The 15,451-nt window shown below is 40.7% G+C and carries 15 protein-coding genes; 4 read left to right on the top strand and 11 right to left on the bottom strand.

Features of this window, described 5'->3' with window-relative positions; translation table 11 throughout:
* Positions 1-235: 235 nt before the first annotated feature.
* The 3 genes from azu to QNM18_RS00925 all read left to right on the top strand — a co-directional run bounded on the left by azu (position 236) and on the right by QNM18_RS00925 (position 3,308).
* A complete protein-coding gene (azu, locus tag QNM18_RS00915) occupies positions 236-685 on the top strand; it encodes an azurin (protein WP_211012211.1) in 450 nt (149 codons plus the stop codon).
* 183 nt (positions 686-868) lie between these two features.
* Entirely contained in the window at positions 869-2,812 is a 1,944-nt protein-coding gene (locus QNM18_RS00920) for a S41 family peptidase (RefSeq protein WP_284136041.1), read from the top strand.
* 145 nt (positions 2,813-2,957) lie between these two features.
* A complete protein-coding gene (locus tag QNM18_RS00925) occupies positions 2,958-3,308 on the top strand; it encodes a hypothetical protein (RefSeq protein ID WP_284136042.1) in 351 nt (116 codons plus the stop codon).
* 121 nt (positions 3,309-3,429) lie between these two features.
* Here QNM18_RS00925 and QNM18_RS00930 read toward each other — a convergent pair whose 3' ends face one another.
* The 5 genes from QNM18_RS00930 to QNM18_RS00950 all read right to left on the bottom strand — a co-directional run bounded on the left by QNM18_RS00930 (position 3,430) and on the right by QNM18_RS00950 (position 7,616).
* Positions 3,430-4,473: a CHASE3 domain-containing protein gene (locus QNM18_RS00930; protein ID WP_284136043.1), complete on the bottom strand. Its 1,044-nt coding sequence runs from the start codon at positions 4,471-4,473 to the stop codon at positions 3,430-3,432.
* Between the two features lie 232 nt (positions 4,474-4,705).
* Complete coding sequence (locus QNM18_RS00935) at positions 4,706-4,999, bottom strand: hypothetical protein (RefSeq protein WP_284136044.1); 294 nt, start codon at positions 4,997-4,999, stop codon at positions 4,706-4,708.
* A gap of 520 nt (positions 5,000-5,519) precedes the next feature.
* The gene (locus QNM18_RS00940; protein WP_211012216.1) at positions 5,520-5,951 is read right to left on the bottom strand and encodes an acyl-CoA thioesterase; all 432 of its coding nucleotides are present in this window, start codon (positions 5,949-5,951) and stop codon (positions 5,520-5,522) included.
* Complete coding sequence (locus QNM18_RS00945; protein ID WP_211012217.1) at positions 5,951-6,769, bottom strand: M23 family metallopeptidase; 819 nt, start codon at positions 6,767-6,769, stop codon at positions 5,951-5,953. The genes QNM18_RS00940 and QNM18_RS00945 overlap by 1 nt, the downstream gene beginning before the upstream one ends.
* Positions 6,762-7,616, bottom strand: a complete 855-nt coding sequence (locus QNM18_RS00950) for a 6-carboxytetrahydropterin synthase (protein WP_284136045.1) — start codon at positions 7,614-7,616, stop codon at positions 6,762-6,764. Before QNM18_RS00950 ends, QNM18_RS00945 begins: the two co-directional genes overlap by 8 nt.
* A gap of 191 nt (positions 7,617-7,807) precedes the next feature.
* Between QNM18_RS00950 and fabA the strand changes: the two genes are divergently transcribed.
* A complete protein-coding gene (gene fabA, locus QNM18_RS00955; RefSeq protein ID WP_211012219.1) occupies positions 7,808-8,323 on the top strand; it encodes a bifunctional 3-hydroxydecanoyl-ACP dehydratase/trans-2-decenoyl-ACP isomerase in 516 nt (171 codons plus the stop codon).
* Positions 8,324-8,399: 76 nt separating this feature from the next.
* On the opposite strand, the gene rmf is transcribed toward fabA, so the two are convergent.
* The 6 genes from rmf to QNM18_RS00985 form a co-directional block, all read right to left on the bottom strand.
* Positions 8,400-8,570: a ribosome modulation factor gene (gene rmf, locus QNM18_RS00960; protein ID WP_023398857.1), complete on the bottom strand. Its 171-nt coding sequence runs from the start codon at positions 8,568-8,570 to the stop codon at positions 8,400-8,402.
* A 525-nt stretch (positions 8,571-9,095) separates the two neighbouring features.
* Entirely contained in the window at positions 9,096-10,385 is a 1,290-nt protein-coding gene (serS, locus tag QNM18_RS00965) for a serine--tRNA ligase (RefSeq protein ID WP_211012220.1), read from the bottom strand.
* Between the two features lie 10 nt (positions 10,386-10,395).
* Complete coding sequence (crcB, locus tag QNM18_RS00970; protein WP_284136465.1) at positions 10,396-10,776, bottom strand: fluoride efflux transporter CrcB; 381 nt, start codon at positions 10,774-10,776, stop codon at positions 10,396-10,398.
* A 6-nt stretch (positions 10,777-10,782) separates the two neighbouring features.
* Complete coding sequence (locus QNM18_RS00975; RefSeq protein WP_284136046.1) at positions 10,783-12,138, bottom strand: replication-associated recombination protein A; 1,356 nt, start codon at positions 12,136-12,138, stop codon at positions 10,783-10,785.
* A complete protein-coding gene (gene lolA, locus QNM18_RS00980) occupies positions 12,131-12,760 on the bottom strand; it encodes an outer membrane lipoprotein periplasmic chaperone LolA (protein ID WP_211012222.1) in 630 nt (209 codons plus the stop codon). The genes QNM18_RS00975 and lolA overlap by 8 nt, the downstream gene beginning before the upstream one ends.
* A gap of 1 nt (position 12,761) precedes the next feature.
* Positions 12,762-15,416, bottom strand: a complete 2,655-nt coding sequence (locus QNM18_RS00985) for a DNA translocase FtsK (RefSeq protein WP_284136047.1) — start codon at positions 15,414-15,416, stop codon at positions 12,762-12,764.
* Positions 15,417-15,451: the final 35 nt, after the last annotated feature.

Raw genomic sequence — 15,451 nt, forward strand, 5'->3', positions numbered from 1 at the left:
CGCCCAAGTTTTCTAATGCGCTTCGACTTTACTCGTTAATTTATCGGCCTAAGGGGGCGATTTTACAGTGCCTTTATTAAGCAATTTACATAGGAGAAATGTTGGTAAAATATATAGTTGGGTGATCCAAATCACTTAAATTTGATTAAAGTTACCGTTTTTAGGTATCCAACAATTTACTAATAGACCGAATTGCTCGATAATGCGAATAATTTCCATTTAAGGAGTAACATCAATGAAGGTTATAAACAAAGTAGCAGTTGCCGCACTGTGCATTTCAGCATTTCAAGCTTCAGCAAATGACTGTGAATTAACCATAGAATCCAATGACATGATGCAGTTTTCTGAAAAAGCTTTGTCTGTTCCAAGTAAATGTAAAGAAGTAAAGCTCACGCTCGTTCATACGGGAAAATTACCTGCTGCTGCCATGGGCCACAATTGGGTTTTAACTGAGAAAAAGAATGTAAAGGCCGTCGCATCTGATGGTATGCGAGCTGGCGTAAAAAATAGCTATGTAAAGCCAAATGACCCTCGAGTATTTGCGTATACCAAAGTGATCGGTGGTGGAGAGTCTACTTCAATCACTTTTTCGACTAAAAGTATGAGCAAAGATTTGGAATATAATTTTTTCTGTTCTTTCCCAGGCCACTTTGCAATTATGAAAGGTTCATTCAAAATAGTGTAACCCCCTCTTTTTTGCCAGTGTGACTCTTACTACACTGGCTTTAATTAATTTTTTATTTGTCACGCCTCCCCCTACAAACCTATCTGATGTTTCTTTTGTGTAAATTTTAGGTCCATTTTTGTTATTTCTTAGAAAAACTTCGGTTTTTATATCTGACTACAACAAAACCGTAAGGATATATAAATGAGAAAGTCATTACTGGCTAGTACATTAGCACTTGTTTTTAGTTCAGCAACTTTGGCAAACAACTACGCGCCACTAGCTGAAGTGAGAGATCAAATTAAGTCTCCTGAATATACACAACAAGAAAAAGAACGCGTTGTAGAGCAAGCAAGAATTTTCTTAGAAGATCTATACGTACATCAATACGCAAAAGACATTTATTATGGCATTTCTCCGACAGGACATGTAAATGCTGTTTCAGAAATTCATAAAGTCATTGCTGAGCTAGATAACCTTAGTACTGATCAATTGCACTCGCGCTTAACAAAAATCTTTAAAGCTCAGCGTGATTTGCACTTAGTTTATGTGCACCCTCAGCCTGTGAGAAGCTATGCATCTTACCTACCATTTGAATTCGATAAAACACTAGATGTGTTTGGTAATTCTGAAGTGCGTGTTTCAAATATTCTTGAAAATATTACGCCATATGTAACCGACAGCCGTTTGCCAGAAGTTGGTGACAAGGTTGTGTCTTATAATGGCGTATCTATTCACAAAGTCGTAGAGCAAAACCTTAACGTAGGTTACGGCGCAAATGAAGATGCAGGCTTTATTCGAGCACTGAGCGCCATCACACGTAAAAGACACTCTGTTTCTCTAGTACCTGAACAAAATGATGTTACTATCGAGTTTGTATCTCACATAACTGGCGAAACATATACCACTACTATTCCTTGGATCACAAGGCTTCCTGCTAACTCTGCTGCTTCAAATAACAATGAAACAGCCATTGCAGATTTACTTGCAGAAAGTACAAATATTGAAGCTGCTGAACATGAATTAGTAAAAGCTGAATTAGACAGCGATTCAGGCACCCCATTTGTGACGAACCCGACGGCAGACCCTGAAGTGTCGTGGGCTATTCGTGAAGTTGACGGTAAACAAGTCGGTTATATCAAACTTGATAGCTTTAGCGTGGTTGGTTCAATCGATTACTCACTATGGCTGCTTATCGACCTTCTTCAAAATCAGCTAGCAGATACAGATGCATTGGTATTTGACGTACGAAATAACCCTGGTGGATTGATCACTTATGCTGATAGACTCGTGCAATTGTTTGCTAACAAATCAGCTAAACCAACAGAACTCAGATTTATCAATACTCAGCTGAACTATGACATCCTTCACGACACAATTTTCAGCACATTCGGCCCACACTGGCAAAAAGTACTTGCTGATGTTGTTGGTACAAATGCAAGGTACACTGCTAACGCGTCCTATATAACTGTTCCAGAAAACAATGTGTTTGGTCAAAACTATTACAAACCTGTCGGTGTGTGGTCTAATGCTAAAACTTACTCGTCAGGTGACGTATTCACTTGTGCGGTTCAAGATAACGGGGTAGCTAAGGTTTACGGTGAGCACACACGCACAGGTGCAGGTGGTGCAAATGTTATGAGACACTCTGTTTTTGCACAGTATATTGGCGCGCCTTATTTTGAAGCGCTTCCTCACGGTCAAGAAATGACAGTATCTTGGAGACAAATGGTTCGCCACGGCCACAATAAAAATGCGCTAATAGAAGATTTTGGCTGCGTATCAGACAAAGTAGTACCTCAAACACTTGATAGCCTACTTGATAACGGTGTTGGCAACTTTGATACGATTGCAAGAGATCTACTTAACCAAAGCCAAAGCAAATCAACGGTGACGTTCTTGCAACCACACGTTTCAGACCTAAGTGGTACAGATAGAACACTCTCTATCGAAGTCACTAATACAGAGTTTGTAGATGTGTACTTTAACGGCCAAAAAATGCAGCGGATCCAAGCGAGCGCTTACGGCAATTCAGGTAAAACTATCGAGTATGTAATTCCAGACGACGCGATTGAAGGACAAATCAAATTTGTCGGTCTAGACGGCGGTAACACACCATTATGGAATGGTGCTAGATACTTTTACTAATTCAATGCTCTCTAGCAACAAACACATCATTTAACTAAATGATACAAATGCACAGACTCACACAAATTGTGAGGCTGTGCATTAATGTTTAGCAACGATAAAACTTATAGAAGACATGATTAAAAAGATACACCAATAGATCAGTTTGTGGTTACGCGAATACGTACACAACCAACCACTGATTGAAAAGACACAAAGCGCAACAAATAAAACCGTTTCTTTTGATGGGTTATCAAATACCGTAAAGACAAAAATAACACCACCAAACCCAAACCAGCAGGCTGTTGAGAAATGCCATGCAGACAACAGCACCGTTTTAGTACACAAGCGACCAAACAAGCGTTTTGGTTTGACCCGGTCCAATACCTTTTTATTTAAAATAAGCTTGTATCCGATCCAATGGTGCAATGTGCCAATTAACAATATTAAGAAAAATACAGAACTCGGCATCTACTACCCAAAATCGCCACTGAAACACTTAAATGAAGAAAACTAACGTGAGTTTTTGTTTCCATTTTGGCAATTATATACTGAATACGGTAAAATTACTTCACATTTTTGGAACATTCCAAATAATGAAAAACTTTCATGCTCTTTGGAATAAAAAACGATAGATATCAATCGGCGACATTACTGTTTGTATCGCTTTGCTTCGCATTATTTACGAAGTTATCTATCTCTTCAGGGGCTTCAACCAGCTTATGCGCAATTGATATTAGCTCACTAAGTTCATCGCTGTTATTGAGTGATGCTGAATCACTCTTAAACTTTTTAAGAGAAGTGTACACCTTGTGTGCTGGTAATTTGGTCTTCAGACTCAAATCGACTAAAAATTGGTTTTGAGCTTTGATTAGATTAACGTCGAGTGTATGAGCGTGTTGCAATTTAACAATAGTTGCTTCGCTATCTGTACAGCGCTTTATTATGTCGCTAGCTAATTGCTCTACTTCGCGACAACTATCTCCCTGCGCAATCAAAATCGGGTTATCTGAAAAATCGCTGTTGATATATTTATTTAGGCAGTGAAGTGGCTCCATGACCTTATATTTTATCGTGTAAATTACCCAAATAATCAAGATCAAGTACATGGCTTCAAGCAACCAGATTGAAATATGATACAGCGTTTTTGCCTCTTTATATTCTGATGTTCTCGCTTCAAGTAATACCCTCTCCTCTTTTTCAAATGCCAGCAACGTATTTTCAATCTCTCCCATTAGATGACGTCCAAGATCTGTTCTGACAAGCTCTAATGCTTCCTGCTCTTGGCCACTTTTGACAAGTTGAATTGTTTGCTCTAACTCAGAAAACTTATCGTTTAGCACAACAATCAACTCTGACAACCTGTTTTGTTGAATTGGATTGTCTCGTGTTTTTGTTTTTAGCGCTTCAAAAAGTTTGGAAGTTAATTTGGTACCCGTGTTGTATGGTTGTAAATAAAGAACATTGCGAGTAAGTATGAAGCCACGCTGTCCTGTTTCAGCATTTTTAATTTGTGTTCTGAGTTGGTTTACTAAATCAATCACTTCATGCGTATGGATAACCCAATACTCATGTTTGTCTTTAACGCTTTGGCTACTATTGAGTATGATCAGATTGACCAATGCAGTGATCAAACTGGCTAAAATAAAAACCGTAAGCACAGTTTTGAGGCTGTATCTCACTATCAATACCTATATTGGCGAATCCATGTATATATAAATTGTAGTCAGAAAAACAAATGCAGTGAGAAATCATTGAGATAATTCTCTACACATACATAGATAATGTATAAGGATGGTTTTTACTTAGGTGCTCATCTAAATTTAGTTACAGCAACACATACCTGAGCACCTAAAATATTATGACTACTACGTATCTGCACATATTTGTGGTGAATGTTATGACAGGACTTTACTAACCAAGATCTCGCATTAGTATCTCATACTCCTCATTTGCATCTGCAATAAGGTGGGATAGCTCTCTTGCATCCCGCTCTTTGAGTACAACCTGCCAGCTAGTAGCGCCTTCAATACCTGTGATCACAATGTCGGCACCAGTGTGTTCATATTTAATATTATCAAACTGGGTTGAATGGTGCTCATGAAGCTCAACAATATCGACATCCAGCTGACCTGTTGGGAAGACTTCAACATGGGCATGTAAATTTCTTTCTCCAGATAAGCAATATTCTCTATGTATAGTAATCATCACAAGCTCCTTACTGTTTGTTTAAGCCAAAAGTAAGTGTAGATCAGGTTAGTCAGATAGTGATACCCCATCTAGATTTGTGGCGATTTATATTTCACAAATATCGGAATCAGCGTGAAAAAAGAACATATTAAATTTTTATGAATTATCAACCTTGGGTAAACCTCAAGGATCCCTTGAGGCAGATATCACATAGAGTTAATCTGTCAAAAATTAACCAAATTGGCCTTTATAACCCGCTACACCTTAGTGATTCACTGCTATTAAACGAGGATAGAGTCAGATTAATATAGTTGGAATCTTTCACGCTGCTCAGCGCAGAGTACCAAAAGCACTGGCCGGGACAGATAATGATGCCAAAGCGGAATTGAAAAAAACACATATCGTAAACAAGTGACCGTTAACTGTTACGTGATAAGGAGAATTGACAAATAATGCGAATGAGCTGTAGCTAATAAAAGGAAGTTGCATCAATAAGCATTCAGTAAATAACAAAGGGGGCTACCGCCCCCTCTAAGTATTATTGAAACCCGTTCAACATATTTTCACATACAACAGGCGTAGGCCTGTGATTGTCATCAACTGCGACAAATGTAAAGCTGCCTGAAATAGCCAAGTGCTTATCATCTTTGTGCATCGTTTCCAAGAAAATTTGTACTTCTACTTTGAGACTCGTGTTACCAACATGGACAACTTTCGCAACAAGCTCAGCAAACGTGCCCGCGGGAATAGCTTCTTTAAAATCTACACGGTCCGAGGAAATTGTTACTAATGGTTTACGGCAAAACCTTGTTGCCGCTATAAACGCCACTTCATCCATCCACGCCAACGCATCGCCACCAAAAAGCGTGTTGTGATGATTGGTTCTACCCGGAAATACAGTTTTGGTTACCGATGTTATCGAGTCATGAATACGTTTCGCAATGGTTGCGTCTCTATCTTGTTCTGTCATTATTTACTGCTTTTGTTTGCTGGTTTATCTATCATTAATAATTCAGGGTCCAGTCTCTCACCGTACCAATTGAAACGCCAATCCAAATGTGGGCCTGTCACGCGGCCTGTTGCGCCTATATCACCTATTACCTCACCTGTGGAAACCATGTCCCCCACTTTAACGTGTAGCTTGCTCATGTGAATGTAGGTGGAAGTAATACCGTAGCCATGATCTAAAATCAAAGTTCCACCACTGTAATAGAGATCTTTTTCAGCAAGCACAACTTTACCCGGCAAAGGCGCCCATATCGGTGTGCCGGTTTTGTTCGCGATGTCTAAACCAAAATGAGGGCGACGAGGCTCGCCATTAAAATATCTTTGACTTCCATAAACACCGGAAATACGGCCTTTCGCGGGGCGATATACTGGAGAATCAAAAAACTCAAGTGTACTGCTTTTGGCACGCGCAGCACTCACTTTCTTAGAGTCATTACGAATACGCTGCAATACCTCTTTCGGTGGGGAGACATATTTTTTTGCGACTCCAGTAATTCGATCGATATCGTAATCACGTGAGGTTATAAAGAACTCTTTCGAGTGCTGAATGTTATTTTTGTCGACCCAAATTAGCTTATGCTCGCTCTTTGCATCGCGTCCAAAACCAAAAACAAACTGTCCATTGGGTGTTATTTTCAGTTCTTTGCCATTTAGAGACACTGATTTTATGCCCTCTAAATGACCAGTCACCATGCCTCCTTGTGTAAGGTGGCCTTTTAACTCAATTGCTTGTGCACTCAGTGCAAAGCATGCGCCCAGTGCTAGCAACAATTTATGCATAAGCAATAGCTCCTTTGCCCACACCCTCATAGGCTCTGACTTTTACTTCTTTGTCTGGGTATGTCGTTTTAATTTTGTTAGCTAAGTAGTCAGCAATACACTCTACTGTGGTATCACACGGTAAAATATCACATCGCTCTTTGCTGATACACATTTCAAAATAGCCTTGAGATGATTCGTATGCGAACGAATAGTCTTCTTGTTTCGCTGAAATATACTTTAATTGAGCATGCTCAATTAAGTCTTCTTGCGTACCTAAATAGATATCTTCCCACTTTTGAGACCACTCTTTTTGTAGTCTAGGCATACTTACACCATCAAAGAATATGCCGATCAATGAGCGGTGCCCATGAATAATGCGTTGGCAATTACCATCGTGCTTTTTCAAGCCGTGGCTGTAATGATAATAGAAGCTACTGGTTTGTTCTGGACGTAGAGCAATTTCAATGTCTTTAACATTGTCAGGCATTTGAGGCAAAATTTGTTGCTTTAAAAAGGCAATGACAGATTGCTCGTCAATCTTTTCACCTTCAACAACACAAACCGCTTCATCTGGCGCACTCATAGCAAGGTGATGACCACCAAACTCATAATCAAATGATACCCTGCCGCCATTCAAATCTAACTGACAATCTAACGCTGAGGGAATGGCCAATTTATGATCTATTGTGTTATCAATAATTGCTTTAATTTGTTTTTTTACTTTTGCAAAGTCTAAAACCATTGACTCTTCATTCAGTTGACCATGCAGCGTCATATCAACTATCCAACTTTCTCCAACAGCGCCGCGTTTAGCACATAAGTAAGAAAAATCTATTACCGTCAAGGCATCTACAAAAAGGATCATAAATTTCCATTAAATTACTAACAAACAACCCGATTATAAAGTTTTTTCAACCAAAAATCGCGTAAATCACAAAGAGAATTGATTTTAATGTTACTGACGTATGATATAGATAAAAATTTAACTGTTCAGAGTTGTTTAGCGTACAAGTGTACGCTAGAGTACCCGCAATTAGAAAATGAAGAATGAATACTATGGAACCTAAAAATAGTTATACAAAAGAAGAACTAATCCTTTGTGCTGAAGGTAAAATGTTTGGTGAAAACAATTGCCGTCTGCCAATCGATAACATGTTAATGATGGATCGCATTGTAGAAATCAATGACGACGGCGGTGAATACGGCAAAGGCCAAATCATTGCAGAACTAGACATTAACCCTGACCTGTGGTTCTTCGATTGTCACTTCAGAGGTGACCCTGTAATGCCTGGTTGTCTTGGCTTAGACGCTATGTGGCAGATTGTTGGCTTTTTCTTAGGCTGGTCTGGTGGCCCAGGACTTGGTCGTGCACTAGGTGTAGGCGAAGTTAAGTTTACCGGTCAAATCTTACCTACAGCTAAAAAGGTAACTTACCGTGTCGACATGAAACGTGTTATCAAGCGTAAATTGTTTATGGGTCTTGCAGATGGTGTTGTTGAAGTAGACGGCCGTGTTATCTATGAAGCAAAAGATCTAAAAGTGGGTCTTTTCCAAGATACTAGCGCGTTTTAATTTCTATCAGTCGATAGAAACAAATAAGCCCCTTTTCGGGGCTTTACTTTATCTCTTCGGTTCTGTTGATTCTGTTTTAGGTTTTAAACATATTGCGATTGTCTATGGCCTCTCGCCAGCCACCTAACCATTCTGATCTGTGCTCAATTTGCTGATATGGACATAAATCTTTGGACCGTCCTGCTAAACCTGCTTTAAATCCTTGTGAGTGTGCTCTCTCTAAACGGTCTCTTTTCTGTCTCTTCATAGGTAAATTCCTCACCTTCAATTTTTGATTGCTTAGTCTTACCGACATCCACATTTAATAAATAGTTAACCCAACTGTAATTTGCAACTATATTTGCGTCTTAATCTCGAATGCTATTTACAACCTCTTTTTAAGCAGAAAAATATATAAGCCGCGCAAATCAGGCACTACATGTCACTCAACTATCTTGGATAGAATCAAATTTAAATTTTGCAATAATGGTAACAATAAGACATCTGCTCACACTTGGTATCAGTGCGTGCAAAACTTATTCAGAAGGAATGGCCAAACCTCAGGTTCCAATTAACCATAGTTTGAAATCACATGCAATAGAGAATAGATAAGAACTTTTCTCAAATTGAAAAATTGGTTTTTTAATGCTTGAAATACTATAAAACAAATAATAAATACGATTAATAAGATTTTTATGAGTTAATGATGCAAGTTACACCGTAAAAAAACATTCATTATTTTGTCATAAAAAAGGCCGCTAGATAGCGGCCTGATATCAATCACTTGGGCTGATTACTTAAGAACCTCTAAGCCACCCATGTAAGGTTTAAGTACATTAGGCACAACAATCGAGCCATCTTCTTGTTGATAATTTTCTAATATTGCAACAAGCGTACGACCAACAGCAAGACCTGAACCATTTAGCGTGTGAAGTAGCTCTGGCTTCTTCTCTCCAGCACGGCGGAAACGTGCTTGCATACGTCTCGCTTGGAAATCTTGCATGTTTGAACAAGAAGAGATCTCTCGATAAGTGTTTTGAGCAGGTAACCAAACTTCTAAATCATATGTTTTAGCTGCACCAAAACCCATATCTCCCGTACACAAAACCACTTTTCTGTATGGAAGTTCAAGCGCCTGTAAGATGCCTTCAGCACTGCCTGTAAGCTCTTCAAGCGCATCCATTGAATCTTCAGGTTTAACCAATTGGACAAGTTCTACTTTGTCAAACTGGTGTTGACGGATAAGACCACGTGTATCACGACCATAACTACCCGCTTCACTGCGGAAACAAGGCGTGTGTGCAGTCATCTTGATTGGAAGTTCTTTCTCGTCGAAGATTTCATCTCTTGCACAGTTTGTAAGTGGTACTTCAGCAGTTGGGATCAAACTGTAGCCATCTTGGTCTTCTTCAAGCACTTCTGTATGGAATAAGTCAGCCGCAAACTTTGGCAATTGACCTGTCCCATACAAGCTTGCTTTGTTTACCAAGTACGGCACATACATCTCTGTGTAGCCGTTTTTGTCAGTGTGTGTATCAAGCATGAATTGCACAAGCGCACGATGCATACGCGCAACACCGCCACGCATCACGGTAAAGCGCGAACCACTTAGTTTCACGCCTGTTTCAAAGTCAAGACCCTTGTCTAGTGCTTCACCTAAATCAACATGGTCTTTTACTTCAAAGTCAAACTGTTTAGGCTCACCCCATTTAGAAACTTCAACGTTATCGTCTTCATCTGCACCCTCAGGGACATCTTCAGCAGGCAAGTTTGGTAATGTTGATGCTAAGTCTTGTAGCTGGGCTAAAATTTTGTCTTGCTCTGCTTTTGCAGCCGATAGTTGGTCACCAAGATTTGCAACCGCATCTAGCAGCGGCTGTACATCTTCACCTTTTGCTTTCGCTTGACCAATTGCCTTGGAGCGGCTGTTTCGCTCACTTTGTAATTCTTGGGTTTTTGTTTGCAAAGTTTTACGCTGCTCTTCAAGCGCGTTAACTGCTTCAACATCTAGCTCAAAGCCACGTTTTTTTAAGCGCGCAGCAGCTTCTTCGATGTCCTGTCTTAAATACTTTGGATCTAACATGTTTGTTCTTTTAACCTTTTTGCATGACTAAGCAAAGACCTATCCAGGCCATAAATATACATACGACGACATTCAACGTTATATTCAATGCCATCTTCATAAACTGGCCTTGTTGTAACAACAATAGGCTGTCCATGGAAAATGTTGAAAATGTCGTCAAAGCACCTAAAAAGCCGACACCTATCAAAGCCTTGGCAGGAGATACAGCTATTATTTGCTTTTCGATTAATCCGTAAAGAATGCCCATCGACAATGAACCAAGAATATTAACGGTCAATGTACCAAAAGGGAATCCCTTACCCATGAGTTTTAACACAATATCACTAATAAAAAACCTTAAGCAGGCGCCAAACGCACCACCAAAGGCTATCATTATATAAGTTTTGAGCATTTCCATTTATGCTTGACCCGGTTTTTTATTATACCGTTTTTGGTTACTTGTATTATCTAGGCTTTTTAAGTAGTTGAGCTTTTCTTTAATTTGCTTTTCTAAACCACGATCTGTTGGGAAGTAGTATTGCCGATCAGAAACAGATTCTGGAAAATAGTTCTCTCCCGCAGCATACGCCCCAGGCTCGTCATGGGCATAACGATACTCCTCTCCAAAGCCCATTTCTTTCATTAATTTTGTCGGCGCATTGCGAAGGTGCTCTGGTACTGGTAAATCTACATCTGTTTGAGCATCCCGTTTAGCCTGTTTGAATGCCGTGTATACAGCATTGCTTTTCGCTGCACTTGCAAGGTAGATTGTCGCTTGTGCAATTGCGCGCTCCCCTTCTGCTGGGCCTACTCTGTGAAAAATGTCCCACGCGTTGAGCGCGACTTGCAGTGCTCTAGGGTCTGCGTTTCCTATATCCTCACTGGCAATAGCGAGCAAACGCCTTGCCACGTAAAGGGGATCTCCCCCACCCGCTAGAATACGACAATACCAGTATAAGGCCGCATCAGGGCTACTTCCCCGAACTGATTTGTGAAAAGCCGAAATAAGGTCATAATAGATGTCGCCACCCTTATCGTATTTTGCAAGGTGTGTAGGCAATATTTGCATCAACACAGACTTATCAATGTCTACGTTGCTGCCATTTCGATGTCCCAAATCCACCGCTTGCTCTAATAAGTTGAGCGCTTTGCGTGCATCGCCATCTGCGGCTTGTGCCAGCGCATTTAAAGCTTCATCCTCAATATTAATTGCAAGTTGGCCCAATTGTTCGTCATCACTGAGTGCTTGCTTTAGTGCAAAAACCAATTCTTCCAAAGTCAATGGCTTAAGCGTGTAGACTCGCGCTCGTGACAAAATTGCATTGTTTAATGCAAAAGAAGGGTTTTCTGTCGTCGCACCTATAAAAACAAAGGTTCCATCCTCAATATGGGGCAAAAATGCATCTTGCTGTGATTTATTAAATCGATGTACCTCATCAACAAATAGCAAGGTACGTCTACCTGATTGGGCTAATCGACTTTTTGCTTCTAGTACGACTTCTCTGATCTCTTTAACACCAGACGTAACTGCTGACAGTTTTGCCAATTGCGCATCTGCATGGTTTGCAATGATCTCTGCCAAGGTTGTTTTGCCTACCCCAGGAGGGCCCCATAAAATCAAGCTGTGGCATCGACCCTGTTCGATTGCTCGATATAAAACGGAATCTTTGGCAATTATGTGTGTTTGGCCAATATAGCCCTGTAACGACTTTGGCCGCATTCTAGCGGCCAAAGGTCTAACATCAGGTGCAAAGTCAAAACCTAAACTACTCACTGGCAGTTTGGTCGTCTATGACCACTCCATGGGGGATTTTGAATGTAAATGATTTATCGTCTAGCTCAATATTTGTTTTGGCATTCGAAAACTTAAACGTCGAAGTTTGCCCTGATGCATCTTTAATACTTAATGAATCAATAGCAACGCCTGCACTTGCAAAAACAATGTCTAACAGCTCAACTTGTGATTCGACATTCGGCTTTGGTGAAATCCGGTAGCCTACAGTCGTTTTGCTTACATCGTACTTTTCCCATTGCGCTTTGTCTTGAGTAGTTAATAAAATAAATGGTGTTGTATCTATCAAACCCGCAGTATTCATTACTGTTACTTGCTCAGCAAAGCTGTCAAAGTAAAAAGTCTTATTTCCGTCAGACACTAACAGGGTTTCATCTGGTTCTAGTTGCTGCCAACGAATCTTTGATGGGTATTTAAGTGCAATATTGCCCGTTCCATCTTGCAATAATGTACCTTCTTCATCTTTAACTTTTTGAGTAAAACTCGCTTCAAATGTATTTAGAGATCTGAGCTTTAGCTTTAAGGATTCAGCTTCATTCGCAAAGCTTTGCGAAACAAAACCGCATGACAAACCTAGTACTAAGGCTATTGTTTTAAACTTCATTTTAATTTGCTCCACCTTTCGGTACTAATACTTCGCGTGCACCGTTGTGACCCGGTGCACTGACAACGCCAGACATTTCCATTTGCTCAACCAAACGTGCAGCACGGTTATAACCAACTCGAAGCTTACGTTGAACACTCGAAACAGACACTTTACCAGTTTCAATCACAAATCCTACCGCTTCATCATACAGTGGATCAGATTCTTCATCGCCACCTTCAGGCTGTTCACCCGGTAACAAAATTTCTTCTGTTGCATCACCGCATAAGATATCTTCGATGTAATTTGGTTTGCCTCGCGCTTTCCAATCATTTACTACTGCATGCACTTCGTGATCATCCACAAATGCGCCGTGAACACGGATTGGAACACTGGTACCTGGCGGCAAATACAACATATCACCCATACCTAGTAGATTCTCCGCACCTTGCTGATCAAGAATGGTACGGGAGTCAATTTTACTCGATACCTGAAACGCCATTCGTGTAGGTATATTGGCTTTTATCAAGCCAGTGATGACATCAACTGATGGTCTTTGAGTAGCTAAAACCAAATGTATCCCAGCTGCACGCGCCTTTTGTGCGATACGTGCGATTAACTCTTCAACTTTTTTGCCAACGATCATCATCATGTCAGCAAACTCATCAATTACCACAACGATGCTTGGCAATTTATCTAGTTCTTCTGGGCCATCAGCCATGCCATCAGTATCTTTAAACAATGGGTCCAGAATTGGTTGTCCGGCCTCTTTTGCTGCTAATACTTTTTGATTGTAGCCTTTGAGATTTCTCACACCCAATGCAGACATCAGCTTATAACGGCGCTCCATTTCACCTACACACCAACGCAGTGCATTGGCTGCCTCTTTCATATCCGTCACAACCTCGCATAACAGATGTGGGATCCCCTCATATACAGATAGCTCCAACATTTTTGGGTCAATCATGATCATACGAACATCTTCAGGTGGTGACTTATACAGTAAGCTTAATATCATTACATTAACGCCAACTGACTTACCAGAACCAGTTGTACCCGCAACCAGTAGGTGAGGCATTTTAGCAAGGTCTGCCACCACAGGCTCCCCTGCAATGTCTTTACCCAATACCATGGTTAATGGGGAAGCGTTTTGTTCAAACTTTGGCGCATTGATAACTTCTGAGAGCCTTACTATCTCTCGGTTTTTATTTGGCAATTCAAGGCCAACATAAGTTTTGCCTGGAATGACTTCAACAACACGTACACTAACCGCTGACAGTGATCTTGCTAAGTCTTTTGCCAGTCCGGTTATCTTAGCTACTTTAATACCCGGAGCAAGATCAAGCTCGAAGCGTGTAACAACAGGCCCTGGATAGACCCCGACCACCGCAGCTTGGATATTGAAATCCAAGAGCTTGGCCTCAACAAGGCGAGATACCGTTTCCAACTCTTCTTTTGTAATCGGGTTTTTTGCTTTATCTGGCCTATCAAGTAAATCAAGTGATGGAAGCGGATCGGCCGGAGGTTCAGCTTCTAATAAAGCTTCGAATTGTTCTTTTGCAGAAGGCGGTGGCTGATATGCTGCTTTTTGATTTGCTTCACCATCTGGCTTTTTTAACGGTCTCGCAGGCGACACAACCTTTGTTACTGGCTCTTCTTTTACTGCCGCATCATCCAACGCGTTCAATGCTGCTACTGTGTCCAGTGACTCATCGTCAATCGCTGAGAAATTGATTTCCTGCTCTAATATATGATCAAGTTCATCAAATACATCAGCTGCAACTGGTTCATCAAAAGGTGGCTGCGTCTGCAATATCGGTTCAACCGTTTCAGCACTTTGTGGCTTTTTATCTTCTTTTTTGCCGACAACAGAAAACAGCTTGTCTTTCAATTTGAGTGGCTTTTCGACCTCGTCAGGCACTGCTGGTTCAGCCACCGGAGCGCTTGGCTCTTCAAAATTATGAGCGCGCTCAATTTCTTCTTTATCTTCTGATTCAAGTTGTATCTCTTCAACAAAAGCTTCGCTTTTAGGCGCTTCGATTGCCGCCGCACTTTGAGGCATTGTGCCTGCTGTTTTCTGTATCGGGGCGTTTTTCTTGGTCATTCTAGCAAAAACAAACTTGATAAATTTAACGACTTTTTCGCCCAAATAATCAACAGCCTCAACCCAAGAAACACCCGTTAACAAAGTGATCCCTGCAAAGAAAAAACACAATAGAAGAATAGACGTGCCAGTAAAGTTAAATGCCGGCATCATGGCACCTGCCACGACGTCCCCCACTACTCCACCGGAAGAAAATGTATAAATATCGTCAAAATTGATACTACTTATCGCACTGGATGAAGCAATAAGCAACGTTGCACCAATAATTCGTAAACCAAGGGTGGTATAATCTAATTGGAAAATCTTGTGCGGTTTTTTAAATAGCAAATAGCCAAATAACTGCATTGCAGCAGGTACCCAAAAGGCAAGCCACCCAAAACTCAGTAACAAAATATCCGCAACCCATGCACCTGCAGCACCGGTGATATTATTTACTTTTACAAACTCACCCGCTTGTGTCCATGCCGGATCGGCTGGATCAAATGAAACCAAGGCGCAAAGCGTAAAAATTGCAGCTGCAGTGCTGACAATAAGACCCGTTTCTAGTAGGCGCTGAACACCATTTAAGCGCATTACATTCAACCTGTATTTATCTTTTATTGTAAACT

This window comes from Pseudoalteromonas obscura, assembly GCF_030135505.1.
Taxonomy (GTDB): domain Bacteria; phylum Pseudomonadota; class Gammaproteobacteria; order Enterobacterales; family Alteromonadaceae; genus Pseudoalteromonas; species Pseudoalteromonas obscura.

What these genes read in the sequence shown, in the direction of transcription:
- azu (WP_211012211.1), top strand. Translation starts at nt 236, where the DNA reads ATGAAGGTTATAAACAAAGTAGCAGTTGCCGCACTGTGCATTTCAGCA.
- QNM18_RS00920 (WP_284136041.1), top strand. Translation starts at nt 869, where the DNA reads ATGAGAAAGTCATTACTGGCTAGTACATTAGCACTTGTTTTTAGTTCA.
- QNM18_RS00935 (WP_284136044.1), bottom strand. Translation starts at nt 4,999, where the DNA reads ATGATTACTATACATAGAGAATATTGCTTATCTGGAGAAAGAAATTTA.
- QNM18_RS00940 (WP_211012216.1), bottom strand. Translation starts at nt 5,951, where the DNA reads ATGACAGAACAAGATAGAGACGCAACCATTGCGAAACGTATTCATGAC.
- QNM18_RS00945 (WP_211012217.1), bottom strand. Translation starts at nt 6,769, where the DNA reads ATGCATAAATTGTTGCTAGCACTGGGCGCATGCTTTGCACTGAGTGCA.
- QNM18_RS00950 (WP_284136045.1), bottom strand. Translation starts at nt 7,616, where the DNA reads ATGATCCTTTTTGTAGATGCCTTGACGGTAATAGATTTTTCTTACTTA.
- fabA (WP_211012219.1), top strand. Translation starts at nt 7,808, where the DNA reads ATGGAACCTAAAAATAGTTATACAAAAGAAGAACTAATCCTTTGTGCT.
- rmf (WP_023398857.1), bottom strand. Translation starts at nt 8,570, where the DNA reads ATGAAGAGACAGAAAAGAGACCGTTTAGAGAGAGCACACTCACAAGGA.
- serS (WP_211012220.1), bottom strand. Translation starts at nt 10,385, where the DNA reads ATGTTAGATCCAAAGTATTTAAGACAGGACATCGAAGAAGCTGCTGCG.
- crcB (WP_284136465.1), bottom strand. Translation starts at nt 10,776, where the DNA reads ATGCTCAAAACTTATATAATGATAGCCTTTGGTGGTGCGTTTGGCGCC.
- lolA (WP_211012222.1), bottom strand. Translation starts at nt 12,760, where the DNA reads ATGAAGTTTAAAACAATAGCCTTAGTACTAGGTTTGTCATGCGGTTTT.
- QNM18_RS00985 (WP_284136047.1), bottom strand. Translation starts at nt 15,416, where the DNA reads ATGCGCTTAAATGGTGTTCAGCGCCTACTAGAAACGGGTCTTATTGTC.